The organism is Roseateles sp. P5_E1, from assembly GCF_054049335.1.
In genome coordinates this window covers 43774-62393 of sequence record NZ_JBFUMN010000031.1, presented here as the reverse complement: position 1 = coordinate 62393, position 18620 = coordinate 43774, and the positions used below count along the sequence as shown (strand labels likewise).

The 18620-nt window shown below is 68.2% G+C and carries 18 protein-coding genes; 12 read left to right on the top strand and 6 right to left on the bottom strand.

Annotation, left to right across the window (positions count from 1 at the left end; translation table 11 throughout):
- Positions 1 to 282: hypothetical protein (locus ACXJKJ_RS20515; RefSeq protein WP_457391932.1), on the top strand; the 282-nt coding region annotated here is incomplete at its 5' end.
- Here ACXJKJ_RS20515 and ACXJKJ_RS20510 read toward each other — a convergent pair.
- Complete coding sequence (locus ACXJKJ_RS20510; RefSeq protein WP_162247863.1) at positions 237 to 1856, bottom strand: hypothetical protein; 1620 nt, start codon at positions 1854 to 1856, stop codon at positions 237 to 239. The two genes, ACXJKJ_RS20515 and ACXJKJ_RS20510, sit on opposite strands and share 46 nt — an antisense overlap.
- A gap of 122 nt (positions 1857 to 1978) precedes the next feature.
- On the opposite strand from ACXJKJ_RS20510, the gene ACXJKJ_RS20505 reads away from it, so the two are divergent.
- The 5 genes from ACXJKJ_RS20505 to ACXJKJ_RS20485 all read left to right on the top strand — a co-directional run bounded on the left by ACXJKJ_RS20505 (position 1979) and on the right by ACXJKJ_RS20485 (position 6829).
- Complete coding sequence (locus ACXJKJ_RS20505) at positions 1979 to 3508, top strand: tryptophan halogenase family protein (protein ID WP_056203685.1); 1530 nt, start codon at positions 1979 to 1981, stop codon at positions 3506 to 3508.
- A gap of 169 nt (positions 3509 to 3677) precedes the next feature.
- Positions 3678 to 4352, top strand: a complete 675-nt coding sequence (locus ACXJKJ_RS20500) for a hypothetical protein (protein WP_457391930.1) — start codon at positions 3678 to 3680, stop codon at positions 4350 to 4352.
- A gap of 29 nt (positions 4353 to 4381) precedes the next feature.
- Positions 4382 to 5059, top strand: a complete 678-nt coding sequence (locus tag ACXJKJ_RS20495) for a hypothetical protein (RefSeq protein ID WP_457391928.1) — start codon at positions 4382 to 4384, stop codon at positions 5057 to 5059.
- Positions 5043 to 6065 (top strand): sensor histidine kinase, encoded by a 1023-nt coding sequence (locus ACXJKJ_RS20490; RefSeq protein WP_457391926.1) that lies wholly within the window; start codon positions 5043 to 5045, stop codon positions 6063 to 6065. The genes ACXJKJ_RS20495 and ACXJKJ_RS20490 overlap by 17 nt, the downstream gene beginning before the upstream one ends.
- Positions 6062 to 6829 carry a LytR/AlgR family response regulator transcription factor gene (locus ACXJKJ_RS20485; RefSeq protein ID WP_457391924.1) on the top strand — a complete coding sequence of 256 codons (768 nt, stop codon included), beginning with the start codon at positions 6062 to 6064 and terminating at the stop codon, positions 6827 to 6829. The genes ACXJKJ_RS20490 and ACXJKJ_RS20485 overlap by 4 nt, the downstream gene beginning before the upstream one ends.
- Positions 6830 to 6857: 28 nt before the next feature.
- On the opposite strand, the gene ACXJKJ_RS20480 is transcribed toward ACXJKJ_RS20485, so the two are convergent.
- Both ACXJKJ_RS20480 and ACXJKJ_RS20475 read right to left on the bottom strand, forming a co-directional pair.
- Positions 6858 to 8348 (bottom strand): CoA-acylating methylmalonate-semialdehyde dehydrogenase, encoded by a 1491-nt coding sequence (locus ACXJKJ_RS20480; RefSeq protein ID WP_457391923.1) that lies wholly within the window; start codon positions 8346 to 8348, stop codon positions 6858 to 6860.
- A 21-nt stretch (positions 8349 to 8369) separates the two neighbouring features.
- Positions 8370 to 9710, bottom strand: coding sequence for an aminotransferase class III-fold pyridoxal phosphate-dependent enzyme (locus ACXJKJ_RS20475; protein ID WP_457391922.1), 1341 nt, complete (start codon positions 9708 to 9710; stop codon positions 8370 to 8372).
- An 88-nt stretch (positions 9711 to 9798) separates the two neighbouring features.
- Between ACXJKJ_RS20475 and ACXJKJ_RS20470 the strand changes: the two genes are divergently transcribed.
- Both ACXJKJ_RS20470 and ACXJKJ_RS20465 read left to right on the top strand, forming a co-directional pair.
- On the top strand, positions 9799 to 10719 hold the full coding sequence (locus ACXJKJ_RS20470) for a LysR family transcriptional regulator (protein WP_157282080.1): 921 nt from the start codon (positions 9799 to 9801) through the stop codon (positions 10717 to 10719).
- A gap of 70 nt (positions 10720 to 10789) precedes the next feature.
- On the top strand, positions 10790 to 11794 hold the full coding sequence (locus ACXJKJ_RS20465; RefSeq protein WP_056203707.1) for an aldo/keto reductase: 1005 nt from the start codon (positions 10790 to 10792) through the stop codon (positions 11792 to 11794).
- A gap of 6 nt (positions 11795 to 11800) precedes the next feature.
- Here ACXJKJ_RS20465 and ACXJKJ_RS20460 read toward each other — a convergent pair whose 3' ends face one another.
- On the bottom strand, positions 11801 to 12271 hold the full coding sequence (locus ACXJKJ_RS20460; protein ID WP_056204460.1) for a MarR family winged helix-turn-helix transcriptional regulator: 471 nt from the start codon (positions 12269 to 12271) through the stop codon (positions 11801 to 11803).
- Positions 12272 to 12307: 36 nt separating this feature from the next.
- Between ACXJKJ_RS20460 and ACXJKJ_RS20455 the strand changes: the two genes are divergently transcribed.
- On the top strand, positions 12308 to 13039 hold the full coding sequence (locus ACXJKJ_RS20455) for a siderophore-interacting protein (protein ID WP_457391920.1): 732 nt from the start codon (positions 12308 to 12310) through the stop codon (positions 13037 to 13039).
- A gap of 7 nt (positions 13040 to 13046) precedes the next feature.
- Here the strand turns inward: ACXJKJ_RS20455 and ACXJKJ_RS20450 are convergent, their stop codons facing one another.
- Together ACXJKJ_RS20450 and ACXJKJ_RS20445 are read right to left on the bottom strand one after the other, a co-directional pair.
- Positions 13047 to 14477, bottom strand: a complete 1431-nt coding sequence (locus tag ACXJKJ_RS20450; protein ID WP_457391918.1) for a sensor histidine kinase — start codon at positions 14475 to 14477, stop codon at positions 13047 to 13049.
- Positions 14478 to 14487: 10 nt separating this feature from the next.
- A complete protein-coding gene (locus ACXJKJ_RS20445) occupies positions 14488 to 15168 on the bottom strand; it encodes a response regulator transcription factor (protein ID WP_457391917.1) in 681 nt (226 codons plus the stop codon).
- Positions 15169 to 15358: 190 nt separating this feature from the next.
- On the opposite strand from ACXJKJ_RS20445, the gene ACXJKJ_RS20440 reads away from it, so the two are divergent.
- The 3 genes from ACXJKJ_RS20440 (at position 15359) to ACXJKJ_RS20430 (ending at position 18589) form a co-directional block, all read left to right on the top strand.
- Positions 15359 to 16321: a Bug family tripartite tricarboxylate transporter substrate binding protein gene (locus ACXJKJ_RS20440; RefSeq protein ID WP_056203712.1), complete on the top strand. Its 963-nt coding sequence runs from the start codon at positions 15359 to 15361 to the stop codon at positions 16319 to 16321.
- A gap of 257 nt (positions 16322 to 16578) precedes the next feature.
- Positions 16579 to 17088 carry a tripartite tricarboxylate transporter TctB family protein gene (locus tag ACXJKJ_RS20435; protein ID WP_457320321.1) on the top strand — a complete coding sequence of 170 codons (510 nt, stop codon included), beginning with the start codon at positions 16579 to 16581 and terminating at the stop codon, positions 17086 to 17088.
- 10 nt (positions 17089 to 17098) lie between these two features.
- The gene (locus ACXJKJ_RS20430; RefSeq protein ID WP_457391914.1) at positions 17099 to 18589 is read left to right on the top strand and encodes a tripartite tricarboxylate transporter permease; all 1491 of its coding nucleotides are present in this window, start codon (positions 17099 to 17101) and stop codon (positions 18587 to 18589) included.
- Positions 18590 to 18620 lie beyond the last annotated feature (31 nt).

Here is an 18620-nt window from a genome sequence, read left to right as displayed (position 1 = left end):
GCGGCGCTGCCGACGGTCAGCAGCATCATGTGGACCATGCCGCGATGGATGGCCGTGGTGCGGAACTGTTTTTTCATGGTGTCTCCGTATTCCTTCGATGTGTCCGGCGGCAGCTGGCTTCAGCGCTGCCGCGTGCCCCGGCACCGAATGCCGAGGCCGCCCCTCGCGATGCTGGTGTCACCGCCCCGATCAACACGGGGCCGGTCGCTGACACGCAACGCCGCTCGCGGCCTGGGTTACTGGATGGTGATGGCGCCCTTGATGGTCAAGTCGGACGCGTAGATGCCCGCGGTTTTCTTGTCCACGTTCGCGTCCATCAACCAGAAGCGCGTGCGCACGACGTTGGAGGACTGCAGCAGCGTCGCAGCCGAGGCGCGCGAGGCCGCCATCTTGTCCAGGGCCGCCTTGAACGCGGCGGCGTTGACGGGGGCGCCCGTGCTGTCAAAAGGGTTCGGCAGCTTGCGCACGTCGTCGTCAAGCGACGCCGTGGTGACGCCCGACAGGCCGCAGGCATCGGTCACCGCGAAGTTGTCAAGCGGCACGCCGTAGCTGAGCAACCCCGGCAATGGGGCCCACACCAAGGTGCTCAGCCTGACGTTGCAGCCGTTGTTGCGCTTGCCCAGGTCCAGGTGCACGACGATGGGCTTGTTCGACGAGTAGAGATCAAGGCCCAAGCCCATGGTGAAGCCCAACGCCTTCTCGGTGGTTACCTGCAGTCCACCCACCGTGTCGCCCGACGAATTGAAGCCACTCAGGCCAGGCGCAAAGATGTCGATGCGGTTGAAGCCGTATTGCCAGCCGCCGGTGAACATGGTGTCCGGGATATGCAGGGCCGAATCGAGCGTGGAGCCATCGGTGGAGACCTTGCTGTAGCACCAGTCGCCCGCGCTCGCATCGCACCACTCCCAGCCAGCGTTGAGCGCGCTGTCCCACGGGTTCACCCAGACGTTGCCGCCCTGCTTGGTGACTAGGTTGTTCATTGTTCCGCGACCACCTCCCGGCGCGAAGCCGTCGGCAATGAGCAGCGGGTCGACGGCGATATAGCGCTGCGTCGTCGTCTCCTTGTAGCTCTCATTGCCGGCTTGCTTCGCCGACACCGCGCAGGAGCCCTTGGCCAGCAACTGGAGCGTGCTGCCGCTGACGGTACAGACCGCAGGCGTGTCGCTGGAGAAAGTGACCGGCAGCCCTGAGCCCGAGGTCGCGCTGAGCGCGATGGACTTCGTTGCCGCGCTGAGGACGTAGTCCGGCGGGGTGAAATCAACCACCTGCGCATGCTTCAACACATTGAACAGCTGGCTCGCATCGTCGGCAGCGGCCCATTGGGTGCCATCCGAACCGGCCCCGCCGGGCTGGCTGGCGATGACCAGGCACTCACCCGCGGCCACCAGCGTCAGCTTGTCACCAGCGACCGTGCAGGTGGTGGGTGTGCCGGTTCGGAAGCTGACCGGCAGCCCGGATGTGGCCGTGGCTGACAAAGTCGTCGGGGGATTCAGCAGCGTGCCGCCTATGGCGCCACCCGGATATTTGAGAGTTATGACCTGGTAGCGGCCCTCTGAGCCGCCACCGCCACCGCCACCGCCACCGCCACCGCAGGAGGCCAGAAAAGCGCAAGCCGCAATAACGGTCAACTTCCGGGCCTGCGGAACCATCTTTTTCGTCACTTTATGTCTCCTGTTCTGAAATAACTGGGCACCCGGCTGCAGAACTTGCTCTGCAGCGACGCTGCTCCTTGAGATCGGCTCGCCCCGCCTCACTGACGGCGACTTGGTTCGGTCGTTGCACCAACTATTGGCCGGTGAGAGAAAGCCGCCCGTTGCGTCTTTGTCACCCTGTTCCAAGGCTGGCGAGCGCACCATGAACCGCGCCGTCTGTCAGAAATGCTTTCCGATGCCTGCGCCAAGCGTACAACTGGTAAGACCAAAGAGACATAGGGCAAACTCCCGGACAGACCAGATCTGTTTTTTTTTGGAGACTTTTTGTGCGAAATCGTCCACTTCAGCGGATCGTCATCGTCGGCGGCGGCAGCGCCGGCTGGATCACCGCCGCCCCGCTGGCGCGGATGCTGTGCCGGCCTGACCAACCGGATCAGCATTGCGAGGTGACGCTGGTGGAGTCGGCGGACATCGGCACTGTGGGGGTCGGCGAAGCGACGTTGCCAACCATCCAGTTCTACAACCAGCTTCTGGGAATCGACGAGGCAGACTTCGTCCGCAGCACGCGCGCCACCTTCAAGCTCGGCATCGAGTTCCAGGACTGGGGCCGGATCGGCAATCGCTTCTTCCACGGCTTTGGCGGCTTTGGCCCAGCCATCCACAACCGACCGCTGTGGGCCTATTGGCTCCGTCTGCAGGCGCTGGGAGACCAACTCCCCTCCTACGAGGAATGGTCGACTGCGACGGTGATGGCCCGGCAGATGCGTTTTGTGCCGCCGACGCCCGGCGAGCCGTCGCCTTCCAATGCCTTCGACTACGCCTTTCACTTCGATGCATCGCTGTACGGTGCCTACCTGCGCGAGTACGCCCTCAAGCATGGCGCCAAGCGCGTCGAGGGCACCATCACGCGCGTCGAGACGCGGCCCGAAGATGGTTTCGTGGCGGCACTGCACCTGAGCGACGGGCGCCGGGTGGAGGGCGATCTCTTCATCGACTGCTCCGGCTTTCGCGCCCTGCTGATCGACGGTGCGATGAAGTCGCCCTATGAAGACTGGAGCCGCTGGCTGCCCTGTGATCGCGCGCTGGCCGTGCCCTGCGAGCGCGCCGGCCCCATGACGCCCTACACGCGGTCGACCGCACGCACGGCCGGATGGCAATGGCGAATCCCGCTGCAGCACCGCACGGGCAACGGGCTGGTCTATTGCAGCGGCTACCTGAGCGATGACGAGGCGCAGCGCACGCTGCTGGACAACCTGGACGGCAAGGCCCTCGACGAGCCTCGGCAACAGCGCTTTGTCACTGGGCGACGCAAGCAGGGCTGGGTGAAGAACGTGGTGGCCATCGGCCTGTCGTCCGGCTTCCTGGAACCGCTGGAATCCACCAGCCTGCATCTCATCATGGACGCCGTCAGCCGCCTGACGGCCATGCTGCCTGACCAGTCGTTCCAGCCGGCACTGGCCGACGAGTTCAACCGGCAGATGGCTTATCGCTACGAGTCCGTGCGCGACTTCATCATCCTTCACTACAAGCTGGGCGAGCGGCGCGACAGCGAGTTCTGGCGCTACTGCGCCGACATGCCCATTCCCGACGATCTCGCCCACCAGATCGACCTGTTCCGCAAGACCGGCCGCGTCGCCGTGATCGAGCCGGAAGGCTTTGCCGAACCGTCGTGGGCGTCGATCCTGCTGGGCCTGGGCGTCTATCCCGAGAGGTACGACCCGTATATCGACCTGGTGGACCCGCAGCTGATCCGCCGGCACCTTCATTCGGTGCACAGCTCGATCTCGCGCACGGTGGCATCCATGCCGTCGCACGCGGACTTCCTGGGCAGGATCTCCGCCCCGCCGAAGGCCTGACGCGCGTGGCGCCCCCGACGAGGGGCAGCCCCGGTCTTTGCGTCGAAGTCACCCGTCGCCGCGCAGGCTGCCTCGTCAGCCGCTGCGCTGGCCTGTCGCATCATCTCGGCCGCGCCGGCACGGGTTGAACACACTGCGGTCGTCCCTCCCAAACTGAAAGGAAGAACCGATGGACTACCGAGCCCTTTTGACCATTCCACTGGTTGCCTTGGTGCTGACCGCCAGCGGTGCCGAAACGCTGCGCCAGCCCGACGGCTGGACGGCGGGTGCCACCTATCGATGGCCCGATGGCAACACTCATGAAGCCGGCATCGCCCCCGAGACCGAAGCCAGCGGCCAGCGCGCACTGACCGTCAAGTCCATTGGCAAAGGATCCAGCAGCGACATTGGGAGCATCGGTCAGTTTGTCCTCGGCTACACCGGGCAGCGTGTGCGCTTCACCGGCCAGGTCAAGACCGCCGGCTCGGATGACTGGGGCGGCTTGGTCGTGGCCGCCGGCTTCACACCGCTCTACGGGGCGCACCTCGATCCGAACTTCGACAAGACACCGCCACTGGGTGCGGCCGGTTGCCCGGACTGGTGCGAGGTCAGTGTGGTGGCCGACATCCCCGCCGACGGCCCCGGCGCGGTCAGCGTCGGTCTGGCCTTGGCCGGCAGCGGCCAGGCCTGGGCAAGGAGCCTGAGGCTGGAGGTGGTGGGGCGGGATATGCCGTTGAGCACGCAGCGCTTTGGTGTCGAAGCGGCCATCACCGCACGGGAGTTGCATCAGAAGGTGCAGCAGATGCTGAGGGCGTGGCCGCAAGACCGGCCACCCACGCTTCCCCAGAACCTGTCCCTGCAATAGATCCGACAACGTCGTCAAGGACCAACGCCATGAACTTCCGCATCCTCCTGCTCGCGCCGCTGGCCGCCGTCGTGCTCAGCACTTACGCCGCCAGTCCGCAGATGCCCCAGGGTTGGTACGCTTTTCAGGCGTCCTATCCCACTGACGCCAAGACGTCCGCGCTGAACGGCTATGAAGTGGGCATCGATCCCGCCGCTGGCGGCGTGCCGACCCTGACGATCCGCGCGGTCTACCCGAAGACACTGGGACCCATCAGCGCCGGCTCCGCTTATCAATCGGTGCTGGGCTATGCCGGCAAGCGGGTCCGCTTCAGCGGCGAGCTGAGAGCCGAGGCCATCCGCGGCTGGGCCGGCCTCTACCTCGGCGAGGGCTTCGGCGACTTGAGCGGCGTCACGACTGCCGGCAGCGGTGGGGAAAAGCCGCTTCCCAGAGGCATCGCCGTACCGGCTGACGGCGGTTGGCACGACATGAGCGTCGTGCTGGACGTGCCCGCCGAAGCCACACACCTCGGCCTAGGTCTGGGCTTGGTGGGCGAAGGCCAGGTCTGGGCGCGTGGCCTGCGCTTCGAGGTTGTCGGCTCTGAAGTGGCGCCGACGACAACACCCATCGGCATCGACCTGGAGCGAGCGCGGCGCTTCTATGCGCAGGCATTGGCCGAAACGGCAAAGCAGCCACCGGCGCCGCTGAAAAATGCCGCGCTGGACTGAGTCGCTGCGCCGCGCCCTCCTCCCCGCCCTGCTGTTCTGGGCGGCCTGGGCCCTGCTGCACTGGTACTGGCCCCATGCGCGCTGGGTGCCCGTGGCCGCCCAGCTCTGGCTGGCCTACAGCGCCGCGTGGTTCACGCTCAACTGGCGCTGGTGGCCGCTGGCGGTGCCGCTGGCCGCCGCGCTGGGCGCGGCGGCGGGGACGCTGCTGCTGCCGGCCATCGACCTGGCGCAATGGCAGAACCCGCTGGCCATGTGGCGGCCCTGGCTGCCGGCCTTCGCCTTCGCGCTGCTGATGCACCTGCCAACCCGCTGGTGGCGCTGGCGCGAGGAACAAGCCCTGGCGCTGCGCCTGGCACACGCCGAGCACACGGCGGCGATGGCCGAGCTGTCGCGCCAGGTCAGCCTGACCGAACTGAAGGCGCTGCAGGCGCAGGTCGAGCCGCACTTCCTGTTCAACGCGCTGGCCAGCCTGCAGCAGCTTATCCGCAGCCAGCCGGCCACGGCCGAGCGCTTTCTCGGTGAGCTGCACGACTACCTGCGCCTGGCGTTGCCGTCGCTGCGCGAGCCCATGAGCACGCTGGAGCGCGAGTTCGAGCTGGCGCGCGCCTACCTCACGGTGATGTCCACACGGCTGGGCGAGCGCCTGCACTTCGGCCTGGACGTCCAGCCCGGCTGCGAAGACCACAAACTGCCACCGCTGATGCTGCTGACGCTGGTGGAGAACGCCGTGCGCCATGGCATCGAACCTAAGGCCCAAGGCGGCCGCATCGAGCTCGATGCACGGCGCGAAGGCGAGCGCCTCGCGCTGGAGGTGAGCGACGATGGGGTCGGCCTGCAGGCCGCTGAGTCGGGCCCGGCCAGCGGCCAGGGCCTGGGCTTGGCCAATCTGCGTGATCGCCTGGCCGGGCTGTACGGCGAGGCGGCACGCCTGAGTGTTCAACAGCGATCCACCGGCGGCGTGTGCGCGCGCATCGAGCTGCCCTGGAACACCCCCGACGCCCAATGAAGCACCCCACAGCCCTCTTGATCGAAGACGAAGCCTTGCCGCGCCAGCGCCTGCGCGAAGGCCTGGCCGAGCTGTGGCCGCAGCTGCAAGTGCTGGCCGAGGCAGAGGACGGCGAACGCGGCCTGGCCCTGGTGCTGGAACTGCGGCCCGACATCGTCTTCGTCGACATCCGCCTGCCCGGGCTGGACGGCCTGCAGCTGGCGCGGCGCATCAAGGGCCTGTGCCACATCGTCTTCGTCACCGCCTACGACGCGCACGCGGTGACCGCCTTCGACCAGGGCGCGGTGGACTACCTGCTCAAGCCGCTGGCCACCGAGCGCCTGCGCGAGACGGTGCAGCGCCTGCAGCAGCGTCTGCAGTTGCCTCCGGCCGAACTCGCGCGCTGGTTGCAGCAGTGGGCGCCACCCTCCTTGCCATCCAGCGCCCCTCCCGCGCCCAGCGCACCGCTGCGCTGGCTGCAGGCTTCACAGGGCGAACGCTTGCACCTTGTGATGGTGGCGGATGTGAGCCATTTCCGCAGCGACAACAAGTACACCTGCGCCTTCACCGCGGAAGGCGAATACCTGCTGCGCCTGTCCTTGCGCGAACTGCTGCAGCAACTCGACCCGGAGCAGTTCTGGCAGATTCACCGCGCCGTCGTCATCAACGTGGCCCACGTCGCTCGCGTGGATCGCAGCCTGGGCAGCATGGAAGTGCTGCTCAAGGACGGCAAGACAAGGTTGCCGGTGAGCCAAAGCTTCCAACCCCGGTTCAAGCCGATGTAGCGCGCAGTGTCGGCACACGCCGGCGGCCTCATTTGCTGGACGGAAACGCAAACGCCGCGTTTTCGCGCACGCCCGACGACGGCCAGCGCTGCGTGATCTGCTTGCGGCGCGTGTAAAAGCGCACCGCGTCCGGGCCGTAAGCGTTCAGGTCGCCAAAGAGCGAGCGCTTCCAGCCGCCGAACGAGTGGTAAGCCACCGGCACCGGGAGCGGCACGTTCACACCCACCATGCCGACCTGGATGTGGTCAGTGAAGTGCCGCGCCGTCTCGCCGTCGCGCGTGAAGATGCAGGTGCCGTTGCCGTACTCGTGCGCGTCGATCATCGCCATCGCCGCCTGCAGGCTGTCGACGCGGACGATGCCGAGCACGGGGCCGAAGATCTCTTCCTCGTAGATGCGCATGCCGGGCGTGACGCGGTCGAACAGGCAGGGGCCGAGGAAGTAGCCGGCCTCGTGCCCGGCCACCGTCAGGCCGCGGCCGTCGACGACCAGCTCGGCGCCCTCTTGCACGCCCTGGTCCACATAGCCGCGCACCTTCTCCAGGTGCGCCTTCGTGACCAGCGGCCCCATGTCGCAGCCGGCCTCGCGGCCCGAGCCGATCTTCATGCGGGCCATCTCGGCGATAAGCTTCTCGCGCACGGCGTCGGCCGTCGCATCGCCGACCGCCACGACCAGCGGGATGGCCATGCAGCGCTCGCCGCAGGAGCCGAAAGCCGCGCCCATCAGCGCCGTCACGGCGTTGTCGATGTCGGCGTCGGGCATGACGACGGCGTGGTTCTTCGCGCCGCCCAGGGCCTGCACTCGCTTGCCGTGTTTGGTGCCGGTCGAGTAGATGTACTCGGCAATCGGCGTCGAGCCGACAAAGCTGATGGCCTGCACGCGTGGGTCGGTCAGCAGCGTGTCCACGGCCTCCTTGTCGCCGTTGACGACGTTCAGCACGCCCGGCGGCAGGCCGGCGTCCTGGGCCAGCTGGGCGATGAACAGCGTGCTGCTCGGGTCGCGCTCGGACGGCTTCAGGATGAAGGTGTTGCCGCAGGCCACGGCCATGGGCCACATCCACAGCGGCACCATGGCCGGGAAGTTGAACGGCGTGATGCCGGCGCACACACCCAGCGACTGGAACTCCGACCAGGCGTCGATGCCCGGGCCAACGTTGCGACTGTGCTCGCCCTTCAGTAGCTCGGGCGCATAGGTCGCGTACTCGACGTTCTCGATGCCGCGCTGCAGCTCGCCCAGGCTGTCGGCCAGCACCTTGCCGTGCTCGTCGGTGATGAGGCGGCAGATGGTGTCGGCATGCGCTTCGAGCAGTTCCTTGAAGCGGGTCAGCACGCGGGCGCGCTTGAGCGGCGGCGTGTTGCGCCAGGCGGGGAAGGCGGCTTGCGCGGCGGCAATTGCGGACTCGACGGTGGCGCGGTCGGCCAGGCGGACCCGCCCGCCGACCTTGCCGGTGGCTGGGTTGAAGACGTCGGCCGAGCGGCTGCCGCCGTCGACCTGCTGGCCGTTGATGAGATGGGTGATCACGGGATGCTTGGAAGTGAAAGTTCAGGGAGTCGCGTCGAAGCAGTCGCCTAAAGCGGAGACCAGCGAGTCGATCTCCGCGGGCGTGCTGATGAAGGGCGGCGCCATCTGGATGGTGTCGCCGCCGTAGCGCACGTAGAAGCCCTTGGCGTACATGGCCATCGCGATGTCGAAGGGGCGCTTGGCGGGCTCGCCGGGCAGCGGCGTGACGGTGATGCCGGCGGCCAGACCGAAGTTGCGGATGTCGGCCACATGCTTGGTGCCCTTCAGGCCGTGCACGGCCGTCTCGAACATCGGCGCCAGCTCCTTCACGCGCTGCAGCGCATGCTCGCGCTCCAGCAGGTCCAGCGAGGCGAGGCCGGCCGCGCAGGCGACCGGGTGGGCCGAGTAGGTGTAGCCGTGCGGGAACTCCAGCATGTAGTCGGGCCCGCCCTGGGCCATGAAGGTGTCGTGGATCTCCTGCTTGGCGACGACGACGCCCAGCGGCTGCACGCCGTTGGTGATCTGCTTGGCGGCGGTCAGGATGTCGGGCGTCACGCCGAAGGCCTCGGCGCCCGTCCACGCGCCGGCGCGGCCGAAGCCGGTGATGACCTCGTCGAAGATCAGCAGGATGTTGTGCGCCGTGCAGATCTCGCGCAGCCGCTGCAAGTAGCCGACCGGCGGGATGACGACGCCGGCCGAACCCGAGAACGGCTCGACGATGACGGCGGCGATGTTGCTCGCGTCATGCAGCGCGATCAGTTGCAGCAGGTCGTCGGCCAGCGCCGCGCCCATCGCACCGTCCTGCGGCGGCATGCCCTTGAAGAAGCTGCCGTTGGCCGGCTGCGTGTGCGGCAGGTGGTCGGCCTCGATGCCTTGGCCGAAGGTCTTGCGGTTGCCCACCATGCCGCCGACCGAGATGCCGCCGAAGTTGACGCCGTGGTAGCCCTTGGCGCGGCCGATCAGCCGCGTCTTGCCGGCCTGGCCCTTGGCGCGCCAGTAGGCCCGCGCCATCTTCAGCGCCGTGTCGGCCGACTCCGAACCCGAGCCGGTGAAGAACACGCGGTTCAGCCCCGCAGGCATCTTCTCGACGATCTTGTTGGCCAGCTCGAAGGACAGCGGGTGGCCGAACTGGAAAGCGGGCGAATAGTCCAGCTCGCGCGCTTGGCGGCTGACGGCGTCGACGATCTCCGTTCGCCCGTGGCCCAGGCCTGTGCACCACAGGCCCGACAGGCCGTCGAAGATCTGCCGCCCGTCGTCGGTGCGGTAGTAAGCGCCGGCGGCGCCGGTCAGCAGGCGGGGGTTGGCCTTGAACTGCCGGTTGCCGGTGAAGGGCATCCAGTGGGCGTCCATCCAGTTGGCAGGTCGGTCGGCGGTCTGAGTCATGGCATCTCGTGCAAGTGGTTTGCGCCGCATCGTGCCCGGGCCAATGCTTGTAGACAATGACAACATCGCCATGTCTACTTGCCGCCAGATGAAACCAAACGACGCACGTCTTCCCGGCCAGATTGCAGACGTCGACCTGCGCCTGCTGCGCGTCTTCAAGGCCGTCGTCGAATGCGGCGGCATGGCGGCGGCGGAGCTGGAGCTCAACGTCGGCATGCCGACCATCAGCCGGCAGATCAAGGACCTGGAGGAGCGCCTCGGCCTGGTGCTGTGCCGCCGCGGCCGCGCCGGGTTTGCGCTGACGGCCGAGGGCGCCGAGCTCTACGCGGCGGCGCTGCAACTGCTGTCCGCCACCACCGACTTCCGCGCCCGATTGGAAGAGATCCACCACCAGATCGGCGGCGAGCTGCACCTGGCGCTGTTCGAGAAGACCGTCAGCAACCCCGCCTGCCACATCGACCGCGCGCTGGCGCAGTTCAACGAGACGGCGCCGGGCGTGAAGCTGCACATCCATGTCGGCACCATCACGGACATCGAGCAGGGCGTACTGTCGGGTCAGTTCCAGGTCGGCGTCATCCCGGAGCATCGAAGGTCGGAGAGCCTGGCCTACCGGCCGCTGTTCGGCGAGCAGATGCACCTCTACGCCGGCAGCAGCCACCCCTGGTTCAAGGCCGACCACCGCTGGAGCTGGGCGGACCTGAGAGGCCAGCAACTGGCGGGCCTGGGCTACCACTCGCCCAACCTGGTGCTGACGCACCGACAAAAGCTGGAGCGTGCGGCCACGGCGTCCGACCAGGAAGGCGTCGCCACGTTGATCCTGACCGGCTGCTTTGTTGGCTTCCTGCCCGACCATTACGCCCAGCCCTTTGTCGACGCCGGCCGCCTGCGCGCCGTGTCCGTCGATGAGCTGAGTTATGACTGCAGCTTCGCCTGCATCTACCGCCACGACCCCGCACCCACCCGGGCTGCGGCAACCCTCGTGCAGGCGCTCGAAGCGGCTCACGCCTGAGGAAGCGGCGACTACCATCCCGCTCCTGCCTTCACCGCCATCTTCAGCGGCCTCGCGCCCTCCATCTCGCATGAGCCACACGCCCGATTCCTCGCGATACGACCGCCAACCCTATCGCCGCAGCGGGCGCAGCGGTTTGCTGCTGCCGACCTTGTCGCTCGGCCTGTGGCACAACTTCGGCGACGTCGACCGTTACGACAACGCCCGCACGATGCTGCTGGGCGCCTTCGACCGCGGCATCACCCACTTCGACCTCGCCAACAACTACGGCCCGCCGCCGGGCTCGGCCGAGCTGACCATGGGCCGCGTGCTGCGCGAGGACCTGCAGGCCCACCGGGACGAGCTGATCATCTCGACCAAGGCCGGCTATCGCATGAACCCGGGCCCCTACGGTGAATGGGGCTCGCGCAAGTACATGCTCGCCAGCCTGGATGCGAGCCTGAAGCGGCTCGGCCTGCCCTATGTCGACATCTTCTATTCGCACCGCCCCGATCCCGACACCCCGCTGGAAGAAACGATGGGCGCGCTGGACCAGGCCGTGCGCAGCGGCCGGGCGCTGTACGTTGGCCTGTCCAACTACTCGGCCGCGCAGACCCGCGAAGCCAGCGCCATCCTGCGGCGGCTGGGCACGCCCTGCGTCATCCACCAGCCGCGCTACAGCATGCTGGACCGCCACGTCGAGGGTGGCCTGCTGGAGGTGCTGGCCGAAGAAGGCATCGGCTGCATCGCCTTCTCGCCACTGGCCCAGGGCCTGCTGACGGAGAAATACCTCTCGTCCATCCCTGCCGACTCACGCGCCGCGCTGGGCGGCTTCCTGAAGCCCACCGACATCACGCCGGGACGGCTGGCGGCGTTGCGCGCGCTCAAGGCACTGGCGGATGCGCGTGGGCAGACGCTGGCGCAATTGGCCCTGACCTGGGTGCTGAGGCAGCCCGGCATGACGTCCATCCTGGTTGGCGCCAGCCGGCTGGGCCAGATCGATGACGCTCTGGGCATCGTCTCGGCAGCGCCACTGACCGATGCGGAGCTGGCGGCGGTCGACTCCGCGCTGGCGCTCGAGAAGGCCGCCGGCTGAGGCCGCTCAGCCGCCGGGGGCCGCCAGGTTCTCGCGCAGCTTGGCCAGCAGCGCCAGCAAATGCCGGCACTCCGCCTCGTCCAGCCCGCTGACGGCCTGCGCTGACACGCGCTGAGCCTGCTTGCGCACCTGCTGCTGCAAGGCCTTGCCCGCCGCACTGACCTGCAGGTGCACGCTGCGCCTGTCGGCCGCATCGGCGCTGGCTTCCAGCAGGCCACGCTCGCGCAAGCCCGCAATCAACCGCGCTACCTGGCCCTTGTCGCGCCCGGAGTGCTGCACCAGCTCGCTCTGCGTCGCGCCGGGGCGCGAGGCGAAGAAGCCCAGCGTCTTTGCTTCCATGTGGCTCAGGTCATGCGCGGCTTCTTTCAGTGCCTGGAACTGCAGCGAGCGGAACCGGTGCATGACCGAGTGAACGCTCTCCACGACCTCTTCGGCGAGGTTGCCCTTATTGTTGACAATATCAACTTGTTTACGCATGATGGATGACATTATCAACCAATGTTCCAGCCCACCATGTCCGACCCCACCACGGCGCCCGTGCGCCGCATCCAACGCGTCCGCCATGAACTGCTGATGCGCGACCTCGAAGTCACCCGCGTCGAGCGGCTCAGCCCGCATTTCGTCTCGGTGACCCTGCATGGCGAGTCGCTGGCGAGCTTCCGGTCCGACTCCTTTGACGACCACGTGAAGCTCTTCTTCGGTGAAACGGATCGCCGCGACTACACGCCGCGATCGTTCGACCGCGAGCGCCGCGAGCTGACGATCGAGTTCGCGCTGCACGGCGCCGGCGCCGCCTCGGACTGGGCCGGCCAGGCCGCGGTTGGCCAACACCTCAGGGTCGGCGGCCCCCGAGGCTCGATGGTCATCCCGACCGACTACGACTGGCACCTGCTGATCGGTGACGACTCCGCCCTGCCAGCGGTGCATCGCCGCCTGGAAGAACTGCCGCCCGAGGCGCGCGTCATCACGGTGTTGCAGGTCGGCGACGCCGCGGACCGCCGGCTGTTTACCGGCCGTGCGCAGACGGAAGTGAACTGGGTCGAAACGCCCGAAGCGCTGCAATCCGCCGTCGCCGCACTGAAGCTTCCCGATGGCGAAGGCTTCGCCTGGGCCGCGGGTGAAGCGTCCGCGATGGCCTCGGTGCGGGCCCTGCTCGTGGCCAAGGGCTTGCCCAAGGAAGCGCTGAAGGTGGCGGCCTACTGGAAGGCCGGCGCCGCAGCCTTTCACGAGACGCTGGAGGCCTGAGCCGAGTTCAGGCCTTGTGGCCGCGCGGCGAATCAGCCAGCGGTAGCCGCACCCGGGCGTCCAGGCCCGACACGCGCGCAGCTTCCATCCGATTGACCAGTTCGATCTGGCCGCCCAGGGAATGAACCAGGGCCAGGCAGATCGCCAGCCCCAGGCCTGATCCCTTGCCGGCATCGCCGACGGCAAAGGGCAGGAAGAGCCGCTCCTGTTGCTGCTGCGTCAGCCCCGGCCCGCCATCGGCAATCAACAGCTGCGCCATGCCCATGTCGAGCGACAGCGCGATGGCCAGCCGCCCGCCCACCGGCGTGTGCTGGATGGCGTTGTGCAGCAGGTTGCGCGTCAGCTCGCGCAGCGCCCACTCGTGGCTCTCGACGGCCGCGGGCTCGGTGTGGATGTCGAAGTCCAGGCCCTGCTTGGCGATCAGCGGTGCCAGGTCCAGGGCCACAGCGCGCGTGATCTCCGCCCAGTCCTGCGTCGGCATGGCCTCGCCCGGCTGGCGCATCTGTTCGGCGCGCGCCAGGGCCAGCATCTGGTTGGCGAGCTGGGTGGCGCGGTTCACCGTGGTGTCGATTTCGGCGAGGGCCTGCAACGGCTCCACATCACCCTGGCGGGCGGACTGCACCTGCACCTTCAGCACGGCCAGCGGCGTGCGCAGCTGGTGTGAGGCGTCGCGCACAAAGCGCTTCTGGTGCTCCAGCAACCGCGCCTGGCGGGCCAGCGCCTCGTTGGTGGCGACGATCAGCGGTGCCAGCTCAACGGGCAGGCCAGGCGCCTGCAGCGGGCTGAGGTCGTCGGCGTCACGCGTACGCAGCGCGGCGCTGAGCTCGCGCACCGGCCGGGTGGCGCGCTGCACCACGGTCCAGACGACGATGGCGATGACGGCCAGCAGCGCCGCCTGGCGCCACAGCGTGTGCAGCAAGACCTGGCGCGCGAGGCCCCGGCGCAGGTGCAGCGTCTCGGCAACCTGGATGGTCGCCAGGCCCATGCCGGTCTGGCCAGACACCGGCTGCAGTAGCACGGCCATGCGTACCGGCTCGCCACGGAAGCGCGCGCCGTAGAAGTCCACCAGCGCCTGGTAGGCGCCCTGGTCGGGCAGCTTGCCCGTCCAGTCGGGCAGGTCCTCGTCGCCCGAGACCAGCTCGCCTTTGAAGCCTCGCACCTTGAAGTAGAGCCGGCTGCGGCCATCGGTCTCGAAGGCTTCCAGTGCCGAATACGGCACGGGCGCCAGCAGCCGCGCCTGCTCGCCGCTGCCCGCCACGCCGAGCAGTTCGCCGATGGCCTTGGCCGACGCCAGCAGCGTGCGGTCGTAGGCGGTGTCGACGGCGCGCAGCGTTTCGCGGTAAAGACTGAACGTGTTGATGGCCACCAGCAGGCCGACGGGCAGCAGGATGCCCCACAGCAGGCGGGCGCGCATGGACAGGGCGGCGAGGCGCTTCATCGGACGCGGCTCAGTCGTCCGACTGCAGCAGGTAGCCCAGGCCGCGCAACGTCACGAGCCTGGCGCTTCCTGGTGGCAGTCGCTTGCGCAGCCGGTAGGCCACGACCTCGATCGCATCGGGCAGCGCATCCGCCGCGTCCGCAAACACCAGTTCGAAGAGCTTGTCCTTGGCCACCGCCTGGCCCGGTCCCACGAGCAGCGCGCGCAGCAGCGCGGCCTCGCGCGGCGCCAGGTCCAGCGGCTGGCCCTGGTGATAGACGGCGCCACTCTGGGCATCGGCGCGCAGGCCGCAGAAGCTCGGTGCGTCGGCGGGCCGGGCCTCGCTGGCCTGGCCCTGGCGGCGCACCAGCGCGCGGATGCGGGCCTCCAGCTCGTCGAGGTCGAAGGGCTTGGGCAGGTAGTCGTCGGCGCCAGTGTTGAGGCCGAGGATCTTGTCGCCCAGCGTGCCGCGGGCCGTGATGATGATGACCGGCGTCGTCAGCCCCTCGGCGCGCGCCTGGGACAGCACGTCCAGCCCGTCCTGGCCCGGCAGGGACAGGTCGAGCAGCACGACGTCCGGCACGCTGGCGCGCCAGCGGCTCAACGCCCGCGCGCCGTCGTCGCAGATGACGACCTTGAAGCCGCGCCGCTCGAAAGAGCGCTGCAGCGTCGTCTGCATCGCGGCGTTGTCCTCGATCACCAGCAGCTTCATGGGCCGGCAGGCTAGCACCGCGGCGCTGTGAAACAGGGGCTGAGGTTTACCCCGAGGCCATGGACAGCGGATTGACAGCCTCGTCGTCAACCATGCGGGCTGTAAAAGAAAACCGGCCGCTTCCTCATCCGCAGGGGCTCGGCCATCATGCCGGGGCGGAATACGCCCCGAGACGACAAGGAGACAAGCAATGCGTCGCGATACCTTCCTGAAGTCCCTGGCGGCCCTGGCCGCAGCCGGCGCCTGGCCATTGCAGGCCAACGCCGCCGGCGTGCCCATGAAGCTCATGATCCCCGCCAACCCCGGCGGCGGCTGGGACACCACCGGCCGGGCACTGGGCAAGGCACTGCAGGACGCGGGCCTCGCGTCCTCCGTGCAGTTCGAGAACAAGGGCGGCGCCGCCGGCGCCCTGGGCCTGGCCCAGTTCGTCAACGCCAGCAAGGGCGACCCGCATGCCCTCATCGTCATGGGCGCCGTCATGCTGGGCGGCATCATCACCGGCAAGCCGCCGGTGACGCTGGCCCAGGCCACGCCGATTGCGCGGCTGCTCAGCGAATACAACGTCTACGTCGTCCATGCCGCATCGCCGCTGAAGACGATGAAGGATGTCGTCGAGCAGCTCAAGAAGGACGCCGGCAGCGTCAAGTGGGGCGGCGGCTCGCGCGGCTCGACCGAGCATGTCGCCGCGGCCATGATCGCGCGCGACGTCGGCGTGGACGCGGCCAAGATCAACTACGTGCCCTTCCGCGGCGGCGGCGAGGCGGTGGCGGCCATCCTGGGCGGCAACGTCACGGTGGGCGGCAGCGGCTTCAGCGAATTCCAGCCCTATCTCGAGAGCGGCAAGATGCGCGCGCTGGCCGTCACGGCGCCGACCCGCATCAAGGGCCTGAATGCCCCGACGCTCAAGGAGCTGGGCATCGACGTCGAGATCGGCAACTGGCGCGGCGTCTACGCGCCGCCCGGCATCACGCCCGAGCAGCGCAAGGCGCTGACGGACATGGTCGTCGCGGCCACCAAGAGCAAGAGCTGGGCGGAATCCATCGACAAGAACGGCTGGACGCCGGCACTGCTGTCCGGCCCCGAGTTTGAGGCTTTCGTCGACCGCGAGTTCGCGACGTTGCGGGCGATCATGGTCAAGTCGGGGATGATTTAGCCCCTCGCCCAGTCTTGCGCCGGCTGAACGCCGGCAAGCCTGGTCGGTCTTGCAGACCGCGCTGCGGCAATGCCGCAGCTCTTCGGCAGGCACGACAAGCCCACAGGGCTTATCGTGTCCGGCCTCAGCCCCCGAGGGGACGGCGATGCTTGCGGCATCGAGCCGCAAGCACATCGCCATCGCGGGCCGGCTTGGGAGCGGCCCGGCGCTCGGCCCGAAATTCACGCGGCGCTGCCGCGAATTCACAAGGATCGCTGATGAGCAGCAATTCCTCTTCCAACGGCCAGACATTCGTCGGCGTCGGCACCCTGCTGATCGGCGCGGTGATGGCCTACGGCGCGACCTTCATCTCGTCGGAGGCCGGTTATGCCGGTGTCGGGCCGAACGCCCTGCCCTGGCTGGTGTCGGTGGTGCTGATGATCTGCGGCGCCTGGCTTGTCTGGGAGGCGCGCACAGGGGGCTACCGCGAGATGGAGGCGCCGTCGGGTGCCGAGCGTGGCGATTGGAAGGCCGTCGCCTGGGTCATCGCTGGCGTCATCCTCAACGCGAGCCTCATCACGACGCTGGGCTTCATCCTGTCCTGCGCGCTGTGCTTTGCATTCGCCGTGCGCGGCCTGCGAATTTCGGAGGGCAAGACGGGCGGCGCAATCAAGCGTGGCCTGCTGGACCTTGCGACCGGCATCTGCATCGCGGCGCCGGTGTTCTGGCTCTTCACCAAGCTGCTGGCGATCAACCTGCCCGGCCTGACGGCCAGCGGCTGGCTGTGAGGAAAACACCATGATGGATCTCTGGAACCAACTGCTCGGCGGCTTCGCCACCGCCGGCACGCCCATCAACCTGATGTGGGCCTTCCTCGGCTGCGTCATCGGCACGGCCATCGGCGTGCTGCCGGGCCTGGGCCCCGCGGTGACGGTGGCCATGCTGCTGCCCATCACTACCCAGGTGGAACCGACGGCGTCGCTGATCTTCTTCGCCGGCATCTACTACGGCGCGATGTACGGCGGCTCGACGACCTCCATCCTGCTCAACACCCCCGGCGAGACCGGCACCATGGTGACGGCGCTGGAAGGCTTCAAGATGGCCAAGAGCGGCCGCGCCGGCGCCGCCCTGGCCACCGCGGCCATCGGCTCCTTCGTAGCCGGCACCATCGCCACCGTGCTGGTCACGCTGTTCGCGCCCCTCGTCGCAGACTTCGCCGTCACCCTCGGCCCGCCGGAATACTTCCTGCTGATGCTGCTCGCCTTCACGACGGTCAGCGCGGTGCTGGGCAAGAGCACGCTGCGCGGCATGACATCGCTCTTCATCGGTCTTGCCCTGGGCCTGATCGGCCTGGACCAGATCACTGGCCAGGTGCGCTACACCGGCGGCGTGCCGGAGTTCATGGACGGTATCGAAACCGTGCTCGTCGCGGTCGGCCTGTTCGCGGTGGGCGAGACGCTGTACCTGGCCCTCTACGAAGGCCGCAGCACTACCGATCTCAACAAGATGGGCAGCGTGCACATGACGCGCCAGGAATGGCGGCGCTCCTGGCCGGCCTGGCTGCGCGGCACCCTCATCGGCTTCCCGTTTGGCACCATCCCCGCAGGCGGCTCAGAGATCCCGACCTTCCTGAGCTATGCCACCGAGCGCAAGCTCAGCAAGCACAAGGAAGAGTTCGGCACCACCGGCGCCATCGAGGGCGTGGCGGGCCCCGAGGCCGCCAACAACGCCGCCGTCACCGCGACCCTGGTGCCGCTGCTCACACTGGGCATCCCGACCTCGGTCACTGCGGCCATCCTGCTGAGCGCGTTGCAGAACTACGGCATCCAGGCCGGCCCGCAACTGTTCACCACGTCCTCGGCCCTGGTGTGGGCGCTGATCGCGTCGCTCTACATCGGCAACGTGATGCTGCTGGTGCTGAACCTGCCGCTCGTGGGCCTGTGGGTGAAGCTGCTGAAGATCCCGCGGCCGCAGCTGTATGCGGGCATCCTGATCTTTGCCACCGTCGGCGTCTACGGCATGCGCCAGAGCGCCTTCGATCTCTTCCTGATGCTGGGCCTGGGGCTGATGGGCGTCGTCATGCGGCGCTTCGATTTCCCGACCGCGCCAATCGTCGTCGGCATGATCCTCGGCCCCCTGGCCGAGGCCCAGGGGCGCAATGCACTGTCCATCGGCAGCGGGAACTGGAGCGTCTTCATCGAGCGGCCGCTGTCCGTGGGCCTGCTGGTGGTGCTGGCCGCCGTGCTGCTGCTGCCGCGTGCATGGCGCTGGGTGGCCGCGCGGCGCTGACGCCGGCGCGATTGGCGGGCCCGTCCCGTGC

Bases quoted from the DNA above. Each gene is read 5' to 3' on its own strand.
- ACXJKJ_RS20500 (WP_457391930.1), top strand. From the start codon at position 3,678: ATGGACTACCGAGCCCTTTTGACCATTCCACTGGTTGCCTTGGTGCTG.
- ACXJKJ_RS20495 (WP_457391928.1), top strand. From the start codon at position 4,382: ATGAACTTCCGCATCCTCCTGCTCGCGCCGCTGGCCGCCGTCGTGCTC.
- ACXJKJ_RS20455 (WP_457391920.1), top strand. From the start codon at position 12,308: ATGTCCGACCCCACCACGGCGCCCGTGCGCCGCATCCAACGCGTCCGC.
- ACXJKJ_RS20450 (WP_457391918.1), bottom strand. From the start codon at position 14,477: ATGAAGCGCCTCGCCGCCCTGTCCATGCGCGCCCGCCTGCTGTGGGGC.
- ACXJKJ_RS20465 (WP_056203707.1), top strand. From the start codon at position 10,790: ATGAGCCACACGCCCGATTCCTCGCGATACGACCGCCAACCCTATCGC.
- ACXJKJ_RS20445 (WP_457391917.1), bottom strand. From the start codon at position 15,168: ATGAAGCTGCTGGTGATCGAGGACAACGCCGCGATGCAGACGACGCTG.
- ACXJKJ_RS20490 (WP_457391926.1), top strand. From the start codon at position 5,043: ATGCCGCGCTGGACTGAGTCGCTGCGCCGCGCCCTCCTCCCCGCCCTG.
- ACXJKJ_RS20435 (WP_457320321.1), top strand. From the start codon at position 16,579: ATGAGCAGCAATTCCTCTTCCAACGGCCAGACATTCGTCGGCGTCGGC.
- ACXJKJ_RS20485 (WP_457391924.1), top strand. From the start codon at position 6,062: ATGAAGCACCCCACAGCCCTCTTGATCGAAGACGAAGCCTTGCCGCGC.
- ACXJKJ_RS20510 (WP_162247863.1), bottom strand. From the start codon at position 1,856: ATGGTGCGCTCGCCAGCCTTGGAACAGGGTGACAAAGACGCAACGGGC.
- ACXJKJ_RS20470 (WP_157282080.1), top strand. From the start codon at position 9,799: ATGAAACCAAACGACGCACGTCTTCCCGGCCAGATTGCAGACGTCGAC.
- ACXJKJ_RS20475 (WP_457391922.1), bottom strand. From the start codon at position 9,710: ATGACTCAGACCGCCGACCGACCTGCCAACTGGATGGACGCCCACTGG.
- ACXJKJ_RS20460 (WP_056204460.1), bottom strand. From the start codon at position 12,271: ATGCGTAAACAAGTTGATATTGTCAACAATAAGGGCAACCTCGCCGAA.
- ACXJKJ_RS20430 (WP_457391914.1), top strand. From the start codon at position 17,099: ATGATGGATCTCTGGAACCAACTGCTCGGCGGCTTCGCCACCGCCGGC.
- ACXJKJ_RS20440 (WP_056203712.1), top strand. From the start codon at position 15,359: ATGCGTCGCGATACCTTCCTGAAGTCCCTGGCGGCCCTGGCCGCAGCC.